The sequence below is a fragment of the Chryseobacterium echinoideorum genome, assembly GCF_007474535.1.
Taxonomy (GTDB): Bacteria; Bacteroidota; Bacteroidia; order Flavobacteriales; family Weeksellaceae; genus Chryseobacterium; species Chryseobacterium echinoideorum.
Genome location: NZ_VKNW01000015.1, coordinates 25,743 through 42,940 on the forward strand (window position 1 = coordinate 25,743; position 17,198 = coordinate 42,940).

General features: G+C 36.0%; 18 protein-coding genes. All 18 read right to left on the reverse strand.

Going from position 1 to position 17,198, the window contains the following annotated elements; translation table 11 throughout:
- Positions 1-152 precede the first annotated feature (152 nt).
- Positions 153-1,379: a cation:proton antiporter gene (locus tag FOL89_RS16260; RefSeq protein WP_144283825.1), complete on the reverse strand. Its 1,227-nt coding sequence runs from the start codon at positions 1,377-1,379 to the stop codon at positions 153-155.
- 90 nt (positions 1,380-1,469) lie between these two features.
- The gene (locus tag FOL89_RS16265) at positions 1,470-2,234 is read right to left on the reverse strand and encodes an enoyl-CoA hydratase/isomerase family protein (RefSeq protein WP_144283826.1); all 765 of its coding nucleotides are present in this window, start codon (positions 2,232-2,234) and stop codon (positions 1,470-1,472) included.
- A gap of 93 nt (positions 2,235-2,327) precedes the next feature.
- Complete coding sequence (locus FOL89_RS16270) at positions 2,328-3,011, reverse strand: SMUG2 DNA glycosylase family protein (RefSeq protein WP_144283827.1); 684 nt, start codon at positions 3,009-3,011, stop codon at positions 2,328-2,330.
- A gap of 110 nt (positions 3,012-3,121) precedes the next feature.
- The gene (paaZ, locus tag FOL89_RS16275) at positions 3,122-5,617 is read right to left on the reverse strand and encodes a phenylacetic acid degradation bifunctional protein PaaZ (RefSeq protein ID WP_144283828.1); all 2,496 of its coding nucleotides are present in this window, start codon (positions 5,615-5,617) and stop codon (positions 3,122-3,124) included.
- Positions 5,618-5,712: 95 nt separating this feature from the next.
- Complete coding sequence (locus FOL89_RS16280; RefSeq protein WP_144283829.1) at positions 5,713-6,306, reverse strand: acyltransferase; 594 nt, start codon at positions 6,304-6,306, stop codon at positions 5,713-5,715.
- A gap of 133 nt (positions 6,307-6,439) precedes the next feature.
- Positions 6,440-7,645 carry a 3-oxoadipyl-CoA thiolase gene (gene pcaF, locus FOL89_RS16285; protein WP_144283830.1) on the reverse strand — a complete coding sequence of 402 codons (1,206 nt, stop codon included), beginning with the start codon at positions 7,643-7,645 and terminating at the stop codon, positions 6,440-6,442.
- 91 nt (positions 7,646-7,736) lie between these two features.
- A complete protein-coding gene (locus tag FOL89_RS16290) occupies positions 7,737-8,150 on the reverse strand; it encodes a PaaI family thioesterase (protein WP_144283831.1) in 414 nt (137 codons plus the stop codon).
- 2 nt (positions 8,151-8,152) lie between these two features.
- Positions 8,153-8,467, reverse strand: a complete 315-nt coding sequence (locus FOL89_RS16295; protein ID WP_144283832.1) for a hypothetical protein — start codon at positions 8,465-8,467, stop codon at positions 8,153-8,155.
- 103 nt (positions 8,468-8,570) lie between these two features.
- The gene (locus tag FOL89_RS16300) at positions 8,571-9,704 is read right to left on the reverse strand and encodes a 3-hydroxyacyl-CoA dehydrogenase NAD-binding domain-containing protein (RefSeq protein ID WP_144283833.1); all 1,134 of its coding nucleotides are present in this window, start codon (positions 9,702-9,704) and stop codon (positions 8,571-8,573) included.
- A gap of 81 nt (positions 9,705-9,785) precedes the next feature.
- Positions 9,786-10,586: an enoyl-CoA hydratase/isomerase family protein gene (locus FOL89_RS16305; RefSeq protein WP_144283834.1), complete on the reverse strand. Its 801-nt coding sequence runs from the start codon at positions 10,584-10,586 to the stop codon at positions 9,786-9,788.
- 128 nt (positions 10,587-10,714) lie between these two features.
- Complete coding sequence (gene paaD / locus FOL89_RS16310; RefSeq protein ID WP_376747137.1) at positions 10,715-11,152, reverse strand: 1,2-phenylacetyl-CoA epoxidase subunit PaaD; 438 nt, start codon at positions 11,150-11,152, stop codon at positions 10,715-10,717.
- A gap of 157 nt (positions 11,153-11,309) precedes the next feature.
- Entirely contained in the window at positions 11,310-11,855 is a 546-nt protein-coding gene (locus FOL89_RS16315; protein WP_144283836.1) for a hypothetical protein, read from the reverse strand.
- 7 nt (positions 11,856-11,862) lie between these two features.
- Positions 11,863-12,612 carry a 1,2-phenylacetyl-CoA epoxidase subunit PaaC gene (gene paaC / locus FOL89_RS16320; RefSeq protein ID WP_144283837.1) on the reverse strand — a complete coding sequence of 250 codons (750 nt, stop codon included), beginning with the start codon at positions 12,610-12,612 and terminating at the stop codon, positions 11,863-11,865.
- 73 nt (positions 12,613-12,685) lie between these two features.
- Entirely contained in the window at positions 12,686-12,967 is a 282-nt protein-coding gene (gene paaB, locus FOL89_RS16325; protein ID WP_039364405.1) for a 1,2-phenylacetyl-CoA epoxidase subunit PaaB, read from the reverse strand.
- A gap of 124 nt (positions 12,968-13,091) precedes the next feature.
- Positions 13,092-14,030: a 1,2-phenylacetyl-CoA epoxidase subunit PaaA gene (gene paaA / locus FOL89_RS16330; RefSeq protein WP_144283838.1), complete on the reverse strand. Its 939-nt coding sequence runs from the start codon at positions 14,028-14,030 to the stop codon at positions 13,092-13,094.
- Between the two features lie 114 nt (positions 14,031-14,144).
- Positions 14,145-15,230 (reverse strand): 2Fe-2S iron-sulfur cluster-binding protein, encoded by a 1,086-nt coding sequence (locus FOL89_RS16335; protein WP_144283839.1) that lies wholly within the window; start codon positions 15,228-15,230, stop codon positions 14,145-14,147.
- Positions 15,231-15,327: 97 nt separating this feature from the next.
- On the reverse strand, positions 15,328-16,668 hold the full coding sequence (locus FOL89_RS16340; protein ID WP_144283840.1) for a carboxylesterase family protein: 1,341 nt from the start codon (positions 16,666-16,668) through the stop codon (positions 15,328-15,330).
- Between the two features lie 180 nt (positions 16,669-16,848).
- Complete coding sequence (locus FOL89_RS16345; protein WP_089745554.1) at positions 16,849-17,157, reverse strand: DUF3467 domain-containing protein; 309 nt, start codon at positions 17,155-17,157, stop codon at positions 16,849-16,851.
- Positions 17,158-17,198 lie beyond the last annotated feature (41 nt).

Sequence of the window (17,198 nt, forward strand, 5' to 3'; positions counted from 1 at the left end):
CAAATAATGAAATTTACAAAGGAAGGCATCGTTCGTGAACACTATTTGAGTAACGGAATTTTTGAGGATTCTGTTTTATATTCTTTATTGAAAGCAGACCATAAAAAAGTAAAGCGTTGAAACCCTCAACGCTTTATTTTCGTTTAAATTTATTATTTACTCCATTTGGCGACCTTTCCTACAGTAAGCCCCTGAATCAGAATACTGAATAAAACTGTACAATATGTCGCAACCAGCAAAATTTCTTTAGAAGAATTATGAGGAAGCGACAAAACCAATGCGAGCGAAAGTCCGCCACGAAGTCCACCCCAGGAAATAATTCTTGCATCTGCTCTATTCAGATTAAAAAATTTAGGAAAAATACTTAATGGTAGATATACTAAAAAAGCACGGGTTAAAAGAATAATGAGAACTGAGACAATACCAAGAATTACATATTCGATCTTAAAATCAACCTCAATAAGCACAAATGCGATCAGAATAAAAAGTAATGCATTGAGCACCACATCCACCAATTCCCAAAATTTATTGACGTATTCCTGAGTAGTATCACTCATCGAAACACTGGTGCGAAAATTTCCGACCATTAATCCCATTACGACCATAGATAAAGCTCCTGAAATATGAAAATGATTGGCAAGATAATATCCTCCCATTACAAAAGCCAGAGTAATCAGAATTTCGGTCTCGTAGTGATCTACAGCTTTCAATAGCAAATGGAGGAAATATCCATAAACAAGACCGAGCAAAATTCCTCCCACCGCTTCCTGCATAAACAGAAAACCAAAATGTCCCAAATCAAATTCTCCCACACGAAGTGTATCCAGCAATGCAATAAACAAAACTACGCCGATTCCGTCATTAAACAAGCTTTCTCCTACAATGATAGATTCTGTTTTCTTAGGAACTCCTGCCTGTTTTAAAATCCCCAGAACAGCAATCGGATCGGTAGGTGAAATTAAAGCTCCAAAAATAAGACAGTATACAAAATTGATCTCAATTCCCAGTAAGCCTGCACAAAAATAAAATAAACCAGCAATAATAACGGTGGAAAGAATAACTCCTCCTAAAGCAAAACTTGCAATAGGCTTGATCTGAGATCGCAGATTACCCCAATTGGTATGAAGCGCACCGGCAAAAAGAAGAAACCCAAGAAAGACATCAATGATCAGCCTGTCCAGATGTGAGTTTTCAAGATATTTTTCAATGCCCTGGACATCTATATCCATCCAAAACTGTGAGCTGATTACAACCACCGATAAGGCTGTCGATAAAAAAAATAAACCTATCACAAAAGGCAGTTTCAAAAATTTTTGATTAATGAAGGCAAATGCGGCTGAAAGGCATATCAGCAAAATGAAAATTTCGTAAGAACCCATTTTAGTTATTTTTTAAAGGATGATTAAGTTTTTATAAAAAAAACCGTTGTAATATAGTCAACGGTTTTTAAGGATCAAAGAAAGAAGGTATTATTTAGCCCTTAATTTTTCTTTGATTGCCTGAATGTTTTTCTTTGCAGATTCTTCAAGAATCAGACTTGCACTCATGTGAATTCTTGCCGGCATCAATTCATCAAAATACTCTGTACCTTCCCAGGAAACCTTTTTAATCAATGCTAAAGCATCTTTGCTTCTCGAAGAGAGTTTTTCTAAAAATTTTCCAAGCTGAGAATCCATTTCAGCAATGGTAGGCGAAACAGAATGATAAATGTTGTGCTGCTCTGCCCATTCTGCCGACCTGAAATCTGCATCAATCGCCATTGCTGAGAATTGTGACTTTCCTATTTTTCTTTCAACATAAGGTCCGATAACAAAAGGTCCGATTCCTAAATTAATCTCAGTTAATGCCAAAGCAGAATCTTTAGTTGCAAAACAGTAATCTGCTCCACAAGCCAGACCTACTCCGCCACCGGTAGTTTTTCCCTGAACTCTTACCACTACAATTTTGCCGCAGTTTCTCATGGCATTCAGAACTTTTGCAAAACCTCCGAAAAATTTCTTAGAAGATTCTAATTCTTCAATAGCCAAAAGCTCGTCAAAACTTGCTCCTGCACAGAAAGCTTTTTCGCCATCACTTTTCACAAGAATTGCTTTCACTTCATTTTTTGCGCCTTCATCAAGAATGGTTTGGGCTAATTTTTCGAGAATTGCTCCCGGAAGAGAATTGCTTTTTGCTGTTCCGAAGGTAATTTCGGCAATATTATTTTTAATTTCAGATGTTACGAAATCGCTCATTTTTACAATTTAAAGTGGATTTTTACAAAAATACTAATAACAGAGTTTTTAGAAAAATAAAAGTGAAAATATGATTCAAAATAAATCTGGCTATTATTTTTTTAAAGCTAAAATATATTTGTCAATATACAATTGCTGCTCTTTCGATTTGTATTGCTGAATATATCTCGGATGTTCCAAAACTGTCATTTTATCAAATAATTTAGCTTCCTGATTCAGCTTTGAAATAAAATCAGCATTCTTTTTCCCTAAAATAAAAACTTCCGAAGTATCAAGATTTAAACTTAAATGTTTTCGTAAAGAACTGATCATAAATTCTTTCACATCATTAAATAAAGCTTTATCATCATAATAATTGGCGTTGATCCAGCTTCCTTTCGATTTTCTTACAATCGCCAACGGAAATGGAGAATTGATGTAAGTCTCTTTGTAAAATTTTTCTGCCCCACCATATTGTTCGATCATATTATATATAAAAACCGAAGAAACTTCATGAGTTCGGGCAGATTTCATTTTGATTCCGCAAACATTTTCCAAACGTTTGGTATCGGTAAACGGCACTCCTGTAACTCCAGCCCCATGACGACTTGGATTAATTCCTATTAAAAATTTTCTTTGATTGGAATCGTTGTAAAACTTTTGATAAAATTTCTCCATGACGACCAGCGTTTCAGGATTATCAAGATATGGATTAAGCACCTGAAAATCATCGGGAAGATTTCCAGAATATTGCAATTTTTTATTGAATTCAATTACTTGCTGAGCAAAAGTTTCCATAAAATAAATATAATGATTTAACAGATGTATTTTTATGATTGTAAAGTTTGAAATAAAAAACAGCGCAACAAAATTGTTACGCTGTTATATTGGTATATTGATTATTTGAATTAAATCAATCCAAACTGTTCAAAATGATGGGTAAAATGTTTTTTATGCATCAATTCCCACATTTCTTTATTCAATTTTCCAAATACGAAATTCATGTGTTCCGCCTGTGGATTTTCTTTGTAATACATCACAAATTTCTTCAAATTATCAATAAAAGACTGTTTTGCAGCATCCAAATTTTTATGCTTTAATTCTAATAATTTTTCGTCTTCCGCTAAGAACGGTGCAGGGAAATCTTTGGGCATCTTTCTGTGATTATACAGAGAATCCTGCCATTTTTCCAACTGTTCTTCAGGAGTGAAGCATTTGTCTGCTTCCGGTTCACCAAGACTTACCAAAATGCCATGCTCCAAATGCTCAATCATTTGCTGCGGAGACATTTTACCCCAACCTGGCTGAGTAGATTCCGTTAATCCATTTAAAGCTTTTTGAATGTTTTTTACGTTTAAATCAATAAAAGGAGACTGTTTTGCCACCAAAGTTAAAATAGTAGCAACACAAACGATTTCATCTCTTTGATTTACCACCTCAACCAGCCATTTTACCACTCCGGAAGGAATGTTTCTTCCTTTTACGCCACGATTGATTTTTTCTTTCGCCGTTAAATATACCGTAATGGTATCTCCCGCATAAACCGGCTTGAAGAACGAACAGTTTTCCAACCCGTAATTGGCGATAACCGGTCCTTTTTTACCTGAAACAAACAATCCAGCCGCTGCGGAAAGGATGAAATAGCCGTGAGCAACGGTTTTATCGAAGATCGTTCCTGTTAAGCTTGTAGCATCCGTATGTGCGTAGAAATGATCCCATGAAACATTGGAGAAATTCACAATATCCGCATCAGTAACCGTTCTTCCTGCTGTTTCCAAAGAATCTCCAACCTCCACTTCTTCAAAATATTTCTGGAAAGGATGTTTGTCTGAATATTTTTTCTCAGCACCCTGCTGATAAACTTTTGTAATGGCTGTTAAAACATCCGGAGAACCCTGAATTGCTGTCTTTTGTAAAAAGAAATGAAGACCGTTTAATCCACCCATTTCCTCTCCTCCTCCTGCTCTTCCGGGACCACCGTGCATCAAAGTCGGAAGCGGAGAACCGTGACCTGTACTTTCTTTTGCGCTGTCTCTGTTTAGCACAAAAATTCTTCCGTGCTGTGAAGCCATTTTCCAAGACGTTTCGGCTACGAAATGGTTATCATGAGAAACGATGGAACCTACCAAACTTCCTTTTCCTCTTTTTGCCAACGCCGCCGCTTCTTTCGCATCTTTGTAAGGCATTAATGTAGAAACCGGACCGAAAGCTTCAACATCGTGAGAGATGTTTTTTTCAAATGGTTTATCATTCAGGAACAGTTTCGGACTCATAAATGCTCCGTTTTCGTAATCGGCATCTACCAATTCGTGCTTTCCGTCGTATATTAATTCTGTTTCAGCTTTTAATAAATTGATTTTTCTTACAACTTCATCGTACTGCTGTTTTCCCACCAAAGATCCCATTCTTGTTTCTCTGCTCAACGGGTTTCCGATTTTTGTCTGGTCTAAAGCCTTAGACAAAGCATTCTGAACATCTCCGATTAAATTTTCCGGAACGATAATTCTACGAATAGCCGTACATTTTTGTCCTGCTTTTGTAGTCATTTCATTACGGACTTCCTTGATAAACAAATCAAATTCCGGAGTTCCCGGTTTTGCATCCAATCCAAGAATTGAGCAGTTTAAAGAATCTGCTTCCATATTGAAACGAACGGCATTTCCGGCAATCGAAGACAGAGATTTTAACTTTCTTCCTGTATTTGCAGAACCTGTAAACAGCACAGAATCTCCATCCTGAACATAATCCAAAATATTTCCCGGATCACCACAAACCAACTGAACCGCTCCTTCCGGAAGGATTCCGCTTTCAATCATATCCTGAAAAACGGCATTCGTTAAATAAGAACCAAACGGAGAAGGCTTCACAATTGACGGAACACCCGCCAATAAAGAGGTGGATAATTTTTCCAACATTCCCCAAACAGGAAAGTTATATGCATTGATTTGAATTGAGACCCCTTCACTTGGTGTTAAAATGTGAGTTCCCAGGAAAGTTCCGTTTGCAGAAATTTTCTGCGTATCACCATCTACCCAAAACGGAGTATTCGGAAGCATTCTTTTTGCCAAACCTGAATACGTGAAAAAAGTACCAAAACCTCCTTCAATATCAACCCAGGAATCAACGTGAGTTGCGCCTGTTTTGTATGATAATTCGTAATATTTTTTCTTTCTTTCTAAAAGGTAAAGCGCTACTTTTTTCAGCATTTCCCCACGATTGTAGAACGTCATGGATGAAAGGTTTTTGTAGCCTACTGTTCTTCCGTAATCCAAAGCCTGCTCAAAATTCAGACCTTCTGTGTCGGAAACAGCAACCTGCTCTCCATTGACAGCGTTATATAAAGGAATTCCGTTTCCGTTTCCTTCAATCCATTCGCCGTAGATATAGTTTTTTAATTTTTCCATATTTATATAATTTGAAAATTTGAGAATGAGTCAATTTGAAAATTAGTTTCCTATGATAAAATTTTCAAATTAGCACATTTTCAAATTATTTAATTTTACTTAATATCATCCCAGATGCTGTAATCCACAACTTTCGTAGGAATTTGCTGAACATATTCTGAAAAAGGTTCGCAAGGCAAAATAGCATCTTTTCCTTCTCTTGCCAATTCCTGATATAGTTTTGTTCCTTCTGTTTTCCATTTGATCATTTCATCAGAAACATCACGGATAATCTTTGCAGGACTTCCCACAATTAATTTTCTTGCTTCACATCTGAAGTTGGCAGGAACAAAAGCCAGAGCAGCGATGATGCATTCATCACCAATAACCGCTTTGTCCATCACGACTGAATTCATTCCGACAAGACAATTTTTTCCGATATGTCCGGAATGAATAATCGCACCGTGACCGATGTGTGCAGATTCTTCAAGTATGGTTTCAATTCCCGGAAAAACGTGCAGAGTACAGTTTTCCTGAACATTGGCTCCGTCTTTCACAATAATTTTACCCCAGTCACCACGGATCACCGCATTGGGACCAATATAAACTTCTTCACCAATTTCCACATTCCCAATAATCACCGCTTGTGGATGAACATAAGCCGATGTTTTGATAATGGGACGAATTCCATGATAAGAGTAAATATTCATAAAATTTTTGTTCAAAAATTTAATTTAACAATGTATCAATCTAACAGTTTACCAATAGATGCTTCGACAAGCTCAGCATGACAATGGAATTGATACATTGATAAATTTCTATATTGTTACATTATTGAAAAAGTTATACTTTTTCAATCACCATTGCATAACCTTGTCCAACACCGATACAAAGTGTACACAAAGCATATTTTTTATTTTGTTTGTGAAGTTCTAAAGCTGCAGAACCAATAATTCTTGCTCCAGAAACTCCAAGTGGGTGACCAATCGCGATGGCTCCACCGTTTGGATTAATTCTGGAATCATCATCTTTTAAACCTAAACTTCTTGTTACTGCTAAAGATTGAGCAGCAAACGCTTCGTTCAGCTCGATAACGTCCATATCATCTAGTGAAAGATTTAATCTTTTCAATAGTTTTTGAGTCGCTTCAACAGGTCCGATTCCCATGATTCTTGGTTCAACACCTGCAACAGAAGATCCTAAGATTTTAGCTTTTGGCTGTAAGCCATATTTTTTTACTGCTTCTTCGCTTGCTAAAATTAAAGCTGCTGCTCCGTCATTCATTCCAGAAGCATTTCCTGCCGTTACTGTTCCTTCTTTTCTGAAAGCCGGACGAAGTTTTCCTAATCCTTCCATAGAAGAAGTAGGTTTAATAAATTCGTCAGTGTCGAAAATCTTCGGTTCGCCTTTTTTCTGTGGAATTTCAACTTTTACAATTTCTTCTGCCAATCTTCCGCTTTCCTGAGCTTTTGAAGCTTTCTGTTGTGACCAAAGTGCAAATTTATCCTGATCTTCTCTGCTGATATTATGCATATCTGCTAAATTTTCGGCAGTATCTCCCATTCCGTCAACACCGTACATTTCTTTCATTTTAGGATTGACAAATCTCCATCCGAAAGTGGTATCAAACATCTGGCTGTCTCTTCCAAAGGCTGTACTTGGTTTTGACATTACATAAGGCGAACGTGTCATATGCTCTACTCCACCTGCGATATAAATTTCACCTTCACCGGAAGCAATCGAACGGAACGCATTAGCTACCGCCGACATTCCCGAAGCACACAATCTATTCACAGTTTCGCCTCCGATTTTATAAGGAAGTCCGGCCAGTAAAAGTGCCATTCTTGCAACGTTTCTGTTGTCTTCTCCTGCCTGATTCGCACATCCGAAAATAACATCCTCAATTTCCTCAACAGGAACTTCAGGGTTTCTTGCAACGATTTCTTTAATAACAATGGCAGCCAAATCGTCGGCTCTAACTTCTGAAAGTCCCCCGCTTAATTTTGAAATGGGAGTTCTTATGTAATCTATAATGTATACGTTGTTCATTTTTATCTGCTTTAGGCTTTAAGCTATATGCAGTAGGCATTACCAGATTTGAAAAAAGCTTACTGCCTATTGCTTGAAGCTTACCGCTTATTTATAATTCTATTACTTTTTTACCAATTTTGTAAACTGTTCCGACAAATTTTGCAACCAATTCTTCGTTTTGATTGGTAATTTTAATGTCGTAAACAGCTGTTTTTCTGGTTTCATTTACTAAAATGCTTTCTGCTCTGAAAATATCGCCTTCTTTTCCTGCTTTCGTAAAATTGATGATGCAATTTAATGCAACGGCTGCATCTCCGGAATTATTTGATGAAAAAGCCAGTGCAGAATCTGCAAAAGCAAATGTAACGCCTCCGTGAACCGTTTTCAGCCCATTAATCATTTCTTTTTTAATGGGCATTTCTATTAAACAATAACTTTCTCTGACTTCAATCAGCTTGATATTCATCCATTGGGAAAAAAAATCCTGATCGAACATATATTCTGCAATCTGTCTCGGATTCATTCTTAATTTTTGCTTGTTACTTTTTCATATAATTCATCAGCCAATTGATCATAAATATTCATGGTTTTGCCAAGAATGATCTGCTCGTATGAAAGACTTTCTAAGTTTAATGGATTTTCTTCTGGATAAAAAGCATTCAAGTCAATTCCTTCTTCATTAGCAATCCTTTTAACCAGCTCCTTATATTTTTCATTGAATTTCCCTAACAATTCAAGCTTTTCCTGATAATCATTTATCGAAGAAAGCTCCTGAGTAATGTATTCTTTTTCAATGATAAGCCTTGTTTCCAGTTCGGCTCGGAATCCATCTATATTCATAGTTTTAATGTAAAAATTTAACAATGTAACAGTTTACCAATTGAGATTCTTCGCTTTGCTCAGAATGACAAATAAATTCCTACATTATTAGATTAGTATATTGTTACATTTTACGAAGTAACAGGCTTTGTCTGTATCTTTCTTCCTGATATTCTTCGTAAAGATTTTCTAATATATCTGATATTAAATCAAATCCGATTTCTTTTCCCCAAGCCAATAATCCTTTCGGATAATTTACACCTTTCTGCATTGCGAGTTCAAGATCTTCATCACTTGCTATTTTTAATCTTTTTGCTTCTACCGCTTCATTGATGAGCATTGCCATAATTCTGTGAAAAATATCATCATACAAATTTTCGTTTTTCTCAGCAATTGGTTTTACAGCTCCTTCGCTATAATCATAGAAACCTTTTCCTGTTTTTCTGCCATGAAGTTTGGCTTCAGACATTCTTTGCTGAAGAAGAGATGGTTTGTATTTCGGATCGTAGAAATAATCTTTGTAAACGGTCGTGGTAACCGAGAAATTCACATCCACACCAATTAGATCCATCAGTTCAAAAGGTCCCATTTTAAAGTTTCCCATAGTTTTCATGGCTTCATCCACCTGTTCTACCGTTGCGATATTTTCTTCAACAATTCTTAGCGCTTCACCATAGTAAGGACGGGCGATTCTGTTGACGATAAATCCCGGGATGTCTTTTGCAATAACCGGTGTTTTCCCCCAATCTTTCATCAAATTGTAGATTTTATTCACTAAAGATTTTTCTGTTAATAAAGAGGGAATAACCTCAACCAGAGGCATCAACGGAGCCGGATTAAAAAAGTGAATCCCGATGAAACGCTCCGGTTTCTGTAGCTCTGCACCAAGAGAGGTGATGGAAATGGATGATGTATTGGAACCAATAACACAGCTTTCAGAAATATATTTTTCTAATTCTGTGAAAACTTTGGTTTTGATTTCTTTGTTTTCGATGATGGCTTCAATAATGAGATCACATTCTTTGAAATCCTTCAATTCTGTAGCAATGGAAATATTAGTTAAAATTTCGGTCATTTTTTCTGCCGAAATTTTTTGTTTATCAACTAATTTGGTTAATGTTTTTTCCAAACCTACGGTCGCCGCTTCTACTTGTTTTGCGTTCGCATCATAAACCCAAACTTTGCATCCATTCGTTGCGGCTACTTGTGCAATGCCGATTCCCATCGTTCCGGCACCAATAATTCCTACATTTTTCATTATTTATAGATGTTAGAAGCCAGAAGTTAGAAGTTAGACTTTTGCTAAATTTCTAACCTCTAATTTCTAAATTCTATAATTTTATTTTCCTTTATAGTTAGGTTTTCTTTTCTCTAAAAATGCACTTACCCCTTCCTTGAAGTCTTCTGTTTCGGCAGCTTCCTGTTGTAAATCTCCTTCGAGTTCCAATTGTTGTTTCAGTGTATTAGCGTAAGAATGAGCGAACGCTTTTTTGGTTAATTTTAACCCAATTGTCGGCATACTGGAAACTCTTTCCAAAATTTCCATTGATTTTGAATTGAATTCTTCTTCAGTGAAAACTTCAGCAACTAAACCGTAAGATTTAGATTCTTCTGCGGATAATTTTTTCCCGGTAAACGCTAAATAATTTGCTAATTGTCTTCCTAATAATTTAGGTAAGAAATATGTTCCTCCTGTATCAGGAATTAACCCAATATTAGAGAATGCCTGAGCAAAATAAGCTTTATCATTGGCTAAAACGAAGTCACAAATTAAAGCTAACATCGCACCGGCTCCTACTGCAGGACCATTTACTAATGCAACTACAGGTTTTTTGCAATGCGTAATTTCGATTACCAAAGGATTGTAATAATCGGTTACAATTCTTCTGATGATGTCTTCATCGTGATGTTCGCTTCCTTGAACGAAGGCATCATCCAAATTCTGACCGGAACAAAAAGCTCTTCCCCTTCCTGAAATTGCCACACATCTTACTGTGGGATCGTCACTGCATTCTTTTACAAAATCTTTCAGATCTGATAAAGACGGCTTTGTAAGCGCGTTCATGGTATCTGGCTGATTGAGATAAGCAATTTTAAGTTTTCCGTCAAAATGCGATTCAATATCAAGTTGTGTGTACATAGTTTTAATTTTTATAATTAATGTAAATTTACGCATAAAAATGTAGCAATGTATCAGTTTACCGGTCTAACAATATTTGCCGCATTCAAAATTGTTACATATTTACATTGCTCAATTGTTACATTAATCTAGTGGCATTTAAAATAATCAAAAGGTTCTAGACAGTCTAAGCATTGGTATGAAGCCTTACACAAAGTGGACCCGAATCTGCTGATCTGTTTTGAATTCATAGAACCGCAACGCGGACATTTTTTCGGTTTCCCGATGTGATGTTCGTCTGCTCCTTTTTCAGGAGGAGTGATTCCGTACACCCGGAGTTTTTCTCTCGCTTCATCCGTTAACCAATCCGTCGTCCAAATCGGAAACATTTTGGTAACGACTTTCGCATCCCAACCATTTTCCTTCATGATTTTTATGATATCTTCTTCAATGGTAAACATGGCGGGACAGGCAGAATACGTTGGCGTAATTGTTACTTCGCAAGAATTCTCACTGGTAATTTTCGCTTCTCTTACAATACCCAATTCCACAATATTGATCACAGGAATTTCCGGATCGGGAACCATTTCTAATATTTCTAAAGGATTTTTCAATATTCTTTAATCTGAAAAGTTTTTTAAAACGCAAAGCGCGCTAAGTTTTTTTTGACTACTAAATGTTTTTAAGTTCGCAAAGGCGTTTCACTCAGCAAAGTCAACAAAATATAAATCTAACAGTTGCAAATCATCTATAAATAAACTTATCATTTGCATCGACTAAATCATGAAACTGATGTTCGCAATGCCTCACGTAATCACCAACTAATGCTATGTGATTTCTAACAACCTTTCTTTTAGGAATCACACCAATATAATTATTCTCACCTTCAAGAAGAAAATAATTATCATAAATTTCTTTAATCCTTATTTTTTTTCTGAATGTTGTTGAATGAAAAACTAGATTTTCACCAATTTTTGGTTGTTCTTTGTGACCTATTGGAGAGATTTTATACAGTCTGATGTTTTTTTCTTCTCTATTTTTAAGTACTTCGGAACTTAATGGATTTTTAGAATTAATATGTGAAAAAACTATCTCTTCATTGTCAAAACGTTTTTCTTCAAGATTTTCAATAATTCTTTGTTCAATTTCCCAAAATAAATTTGAATGTACGGATTTTAAAACCGCTTTTTCAACAGGAAAACCGTTTTCCACATTATCTAATTCAATAATTATCCCATAATTTGTGAGAATGTTCGAATTGATAACTTGATATTTTATTTTGAAATCCATATTAATCTTACCAAGTACAACCCGGATACGCTCTCTGCATATACTGCAATTCACAAAGAATATATCCAAAATATTCTGTGTGGTAACCTGTTCTTGATTTTGGCTGCATGAAAGGATTTGTAGGGTATTCTAAACCAAAGTCCGTAAAGTCTTTTTGTGTAATCACAAGAAATTCTTCGTAAAGAGCGTCTGAATTCGGAGCAATATTTAAAGCTATCAAATCATCTTCTCCTTCTGTTTTTGCAAACAAACCTTTGGTATATTCCCAAATATTTTCGATTGCTTTTTCTAAACGGGATTTACTTTCTTCAGTTCCCTGAGCGAAAATTTTCATCCATGAAGCAGCGTGAGTATAATGATATCTTACTTCTTTCAAAGATTTCTGAGCAATAGCAGAAAGTTCTTCATTCGTAGAATTTGATAATGCTTCGTACATCAGTTTCTGGTATACTGCAAAAACATACACTTTTAAAATCGTCTGAGCATAATCTTCGTTCGGAAGTTCTGTCCAGTGTGCATTCAAATATTCGTGTTCATATCTTAAAAAGGCGATATCATCTTCAGATTTTCCGTCGTCTAAAAGTCTTGAAGCGTACACGTAAAAGTTATTTGCCTGACCAAGCTCATCCAACGCGATATTCGTTAATGCAATATCTTCCTCTAAATAAGGACCTTCACCGCACCACGCAGACAAACGCTGTCCCATAATGAAACTGTCGTCTGCTAGTTTTAATAAATAATTATATAATGGGTTCATTTTTTTTATAGAATTTAGATATTAGAGGTTAGATATTAGACTAAATTCTAGAATCTAACTTCTAACTTCTTTATTACATATTTTTTACATCGTTTGGAATGTCGTAGAACGTCGGGTGACGGTATAATTTGTCATCAGCCGGATCGAAGAAAGCTTCTTTATCCACTCCTTCTGAAGTTACAATGTATTTGCTTGGAACCACCCAGACTGAAGTTCCCTCCTTTCTTCTTGTATAAACGTCTCTTGCGTTTTGTAAAGCCATTTCTGCTGTTGGCGCCTGTACAATTCCAACATGTTTGTGAGATAATCCCGGTTTAGTCTGAATAAACACTTCCCACATATCTAAATTTGCCATATTCTAATTTGAAAATTTGAGAATTAGTTAATTTGAAAATTGATGAATCTGAGTAATTGAAAATTTGAGAATAATGAACGTGATTAAGGTCATTTTCAAATTTCCAAATTAGCACATTTTCAAATTATATTACTTCCTTTTGTTGTTTTTCTGCGAAAGCCGCCGCCGCTTCTTTTACCCAAGAATTTTCTCTCTGTGCTTTTCTCTTGGTTTCGATACGTTTTTTGTTGGCAGGTCCGTTTCCTTTCAATATTTCCATAAATTCATCCCAAGGAAGTTGTCCGAAATCGTAATGCTGTCTTTCTTCATTCCATTTCAAATCTGGGTCTGGAATCGTTAATCCTAAAAATTCTGCCTGAGAAACGGTAACATCAATAAATCTTTGACGAAGACTGTCATTGCTTTCTCTTTTCACTCTGTAATTCATAGAAATTTTAGAGTTTGGCGAACTGTCGTCATTGGGACCAAACATCATCAAAGCCGGCCACCAGAAACGGTTTAACGAAGCCTGAGCCATTTCCTTCTGTTGTTTTGTTCCACGGCAAAGTGCCATCAAAATCTCGTAACCCTGTCTTTGGTGGAAAGATTCTTCTTTGCATATTTTTACCATAGCTCTTGAATAAGGACCATAAGAATTCCCCATCAACATAACCTGATTCATAATCGCAGCACCATCAACCAACCAACCGATTGCTCCGATATCTGCCCAGCTCAAAGTAGGATAATTGAAAATACTTGAATATTTTGCTTTTCCTTCCAACATATCTTCATAAGTCGCGTCTCTGTCTGCTCTGATCGTTCCGTTTCCTAAAGTTTCAGTAGCCGAATAAAGGTATAAACCATGACCTGCCTCATCCTGAACTTTCGCCAGAAGAGCCATTTTTCTTCTCAATGAAGGTGCTCTTGAAATCCAGTTGGCTTCCGGCAACATTCCTACAATTTCAGAATGGGCGTGCTGTGAAATCTGACGAACCAATAGTTTTCTGTAATCATCGGGCATTACATCTTTTGGTTCTACTTTATTTTCGTCGTGTACGTATTGTACAAATTTTTCTAAATCCATAACTTTCAATTTAGCAATGTATCAGTTTAGCAATGTACCAATTAGAGATGCTTCGACAAGCTCAGCATGACAGTGATTGTTACACTGGTAAATTGTTAGATTGTTATAATAATTTTAAACATCATAATTAAGCATCACCACATTCGTTGTCGGGTGACATTGACAGGTAAGAACGTACCCTCTGGCTACTTCTTCTTCGGTAAGCGCGTAGTTTTTTTCCATGAAAACTTCACCTTCCAAAACTTCGGCTTTACACGTACAACATACTCCTCCTTTGCATGCAAAAGGTACAGGAAGATTGTCTTTCAATGCTTTATCTAAGATACTCTCTTTTTTTGAATTCAGGTGGAAAGAATATTCATCATCATCAATAATCACCGTTACCATACTTTCAATGTTGGCAATCGCTTTGAACTCATCGCTCATTTCTTCCGTATTTTCTTCGTCAGGAGCGGTGAAATATTCAAATAAAACCTGAATTGCCGGTACTTTTTTATCTTTCTTTAAATAATCTGCAATCCCTTTGATCATTTCCGAGGGTCCGCAAATGAAGTAAGTGGCTTCTTTCACATCAATATCCGCATATCTTTCAAACAAAAGCTCCAGTTTATCCGGACAGATTCTTCCTTCAAAAATAGGATCTTCATGCTTTTCACGGCTAACCAAGTAGACTACTTTCAGCCTTCCGTTAAACTGCTCTACCAACCTCTCAATTTCTGCCTTTTTCATTATGTGATTCATGCTCCTGTTGCTGTAAAACAGATAAGCATTTGAGTTTGGTTCCTGATAAAGACTTTCTTTAAGATTCGATAAAACTGGAGAAATCCCGCTTCCTGCTGCCAAACCCACATACGTTTTTACGTTGGTAGGATGATACGAAGTATTGAAACCACCCATCGGAGGCATCACTTCCAAAATCTCATCCATGTGGAGATGCTCATTGAAATAGCCGGAAACTTTTCCTCCTTCCAGTAATTTTACCAGAACTTCCAGCGTATTGCTTTTCTCGCTGGGTGCATTGCAAATGGAATAAGAACGTCTCTCTTCGTTTCCATTAACCATCAATTTAAAATTAAGATACTGACCTTGTTTGAATCTGAATTTATCTTTCAGCTCCTCCGGAATCTCAACAGCTACACTCACCGCATCGTTGGTATCTTTCTCGACCTTAACGGTTTTTAGTTTATAAAATGAATTCATTATTTTTATAAAGTAATCTTTAATTCTTAGCTTTTACTAAAACTAACTAACACTTGTTAGGTTGTAAATTTAAAAATAATTTTACGGATAGCAAAATTTATCTTGAATCATGCTGATTGATTTTTTTTATTTCTAAAACTTTCGATGTTCGTAAGTTGTCTGAAACCTTTCCTGTTCTGGCAAATTCTGCCCAAAGTGCACGGATTTTTTTACCTTCTTCAAAAATATCTTTCCATACAATATCTTTCATAAGTTGGGAATTTTTCCATGCCTTTTCATTCGCAAATATCAAGGGAAGATCTATACAATGAGAAGCTCCGGTGTAACTTTTATCTGACAAAGAATAAATTTTATACAGATAAATATTTCCACCTCCCTTCGCATAATTTTCCGCAAAAATATGAGCAGGTTTTTCGTAAATGGATTTTGTGGTCGATCGTACAATTCTATTGAGAATTTTTTCAGGAAGATAAGTATACAATCCTTCTTGGGCTGTCTTTACATAAAATGCAGTCTCATCATGATTTGAACCGATCAAAACGTCATATTTAGAAGCATTTTTTTTCCACAAACCTAAACTTTCTTCTTCTTTACAAAGAGGAGGAAAGCCATATTGAGTGCAAAAAGGCATGGAAGTCTTTAACCCGTACTTTCTGAAAGATGGCAAAACGCCTTCATAGCTGTCTACCATTTTCAGGGCATCTTTTTCATTTTTCAGCACCTCTGTTTTACGAAAAAATTCTTTTGACATTTGCTGTCTTTTATGCCTGAAACCGAGGGGTGCACTCTGAATAATAGCCCTGTGAAACAATCTTTCTACACCTTCTGAAATCATCAGATGAGCAATAGCATCACCGCCGGAAGACTGTCCGAAAAGTGTAATGTTGTTTTTATCCCCGCCAAAATCTTCAATATAATTCTGAATCCATTCTAAGGCTTTAATAATATCAAACAAACCTAAATTAGCAGGTCTTTCATCATTTCCGCCTAAAAAACCGAACAAACCCAATCGGTAAGAGAGTGAAACCACCATTATATTTTGCTCTTTTACCCAAACTGAAGGGTCTGAAGTTGGCAAACTTCCACATCCAATTTCATAAGACCCGCCATGAATCCAAACAATAACAGGAAATTTCTCGATACTTTGTGAAATTACAGGACGAGTAATGGTAAGAAATTGCGGTGATTCGTCGGGTTGAAAATCATCGGGATCAGTCTTTTGTATCAAGCGATCTAATAAGGGACTGATTTTTTGCGGACAAACGGGAGTTTTATGGAACAGCTGTTCAGAGTCTTTTTCTTTTAAGCCAACCGGAAGCTTAAATCTTTCTGAACGCGCATAACGAATATTTTTAATTTTTAAAACGTCATTTTCACAAATTGCGAGAATATTTCCGAAAGAAGTGTGAAATGTATGAGTTTTAGCCTGATTTTGCATTCTAATTATAATACTTTCAACTATAAATGTAAGATTAAATCAGGAATTAAATGTTTTTTGTAAAGCTAATTTTATTAAAATTAACTTTATTTTATAAAGAAATCATTAAAGGATTTTTATTCAAAACAAAAAATGCCCCAGTTTATACTGAGGCATCTTTATCTTGATTAAGAAAAAATCTTAAGCGTTTACGTTGTTACCACCTAATACGAAAGGTTCAACTTCTTTGATTTCTCCAAACTGCTGCTCATAGTTGGCAACATTTTGCTGAAGTGCAGCTAAAACTCTTTTCGCATGAAGCGGAGCCAAGATCACTCTTGATCTTACGTTTGCTTGTTGCACACCCGGCATTAACTGGATGAAATCTACAACGAACTCAGATGGAGAGTGGTTTACTAAAGCTAAGTTACAGTACACTCCTGAAGCGATCATTTCGTTTAGTTGGATGTTGATGTTTCCGTCTTGTGGATTTTGATTTTGATTGTCCATTTTTTGTTTAATGTTTTTGTTTTAAAATTCAAGGTTCAAAA

Bases quoted from the DNA above. Each gene is read 5' to 3' on its own strand.
- FOL89_RS16260 (WP_144283825.1), bottom strand. From the start codon at position 1,379: ATGGGTTCTTACGAAATTTTCATTTTGCTGATATGCCTTTCAGCCGCA.
- FOL89_RS16265 (WP_144283826.1), bottom strand. From the start codon at position 2,234: ATGAGCGATTTCGTAACATCTGAAATTAAAAATAATATTGCCGAAATT.
- FOL89_RS16270 (WP_144283827.1), bottom strand. From the start codon at position 3,011: ATGGAAACTTTTGCTCAGCAAGTAATTGAATTCAATAAAAAATTGCAA.
- paaZ (WP_144283828.1), bottom strand. From the start codon at position 5,617: ATGGAAAAATTAAAAAACTATATCTACGGCGAATGGATTGAAGGAAAC.
- FOL89_RS16280 (WP_144283829.1), bottom strand. From the start codon at position 6,306: ATGAATATTTACTCTTATCATGGAATTCGTCCCATTATCAAAACATCG.
- pcaF (WP_144283830.1), bottom strand. From the start codon at position 7,645: ATGAACAACGTATACATTATAGATTACATAAGAACTCCCATTTCAAAA.
- FOL89_RS16290 (WP_144283831.1), bottom strand. From the start codon at position 8,150: ATGAATCCGAGACAGATTGCAGAATATATGTTCGATCAGGATTTTTTT.
- FOL89_RS16295 (WP_144283832.1), bottom strand. From the start codon at position 8,467: ATGAATATAGATGGATTCCGAGCCGAACTGGAAACAAGGCTTATCATT.
- FOL89_RS16300 (WP_144283833.1), bottom strand. From the start codon at position 9,704: ATGAAAAATGTAGGAATTATTGGTGCCGGAACGATGGGAATCGGCATT.
- FOL89_RS16305 (WP_144283834.1), bottom strand. From the start codon at position 10,586: ATGTACACACAACTTGATATTGAATCGCATTTTGACGGAAAACTTAAA.
- paaD (WP_376747137.1), bottom strand. From the start codon at position 11,152: ATGGTTCCCGATCCGGAAATTCCTGTGATCAATATTGTGGAATTGGGT.
- FOL89_RS16315 (WP_144283836.1), bottom strand. From the start codon at position 11,855: ATGGATTTCAAAATAAAATATCAAGTTATCAATTCGAACATTCTCACA.
- paaC (WP_144283837.1), bottom strand. From the start codon at position 12,612: ATGAACCCATTATATAATTATTTATTAAAACTAGCAGACGACAGTTTC.
- paaB (WP_039364405.1), bottom strand. From the start codon at position 12,967: ATGGCAAATTTAGATATGTGGGAAGTGTTTATTCAGACTAAACCGGGA.
- paaA (WP_144283838.1), bottom strand. From the start codon at position 14,030: ATGGATTTAGAAAAATTTGTACAATACGTACACGACGAAAATAAAGTA.
- FOL89_RS16335 (WP_144283839.1), bottom strand. From the start codon at position 15,230: ATGAATTCATTTTATAAACTAAAAACCGTTAAGGTCGAGAAAGATACC.
- FOL89_RS16340 (WP_144283840.1), bottom strand. From the start codon at position 16,668: ATGCAAAATCAGGCTAAAACTCATACATTTCACACTTCTTTCGGAAAT.
- FOL89_RS16345 (WP_089745554.1), bottom strand. From the start codon at position 17,157: ATGGACAATCAAAATCAAAATCCACAAGACGGAAACATCAACATCCAA.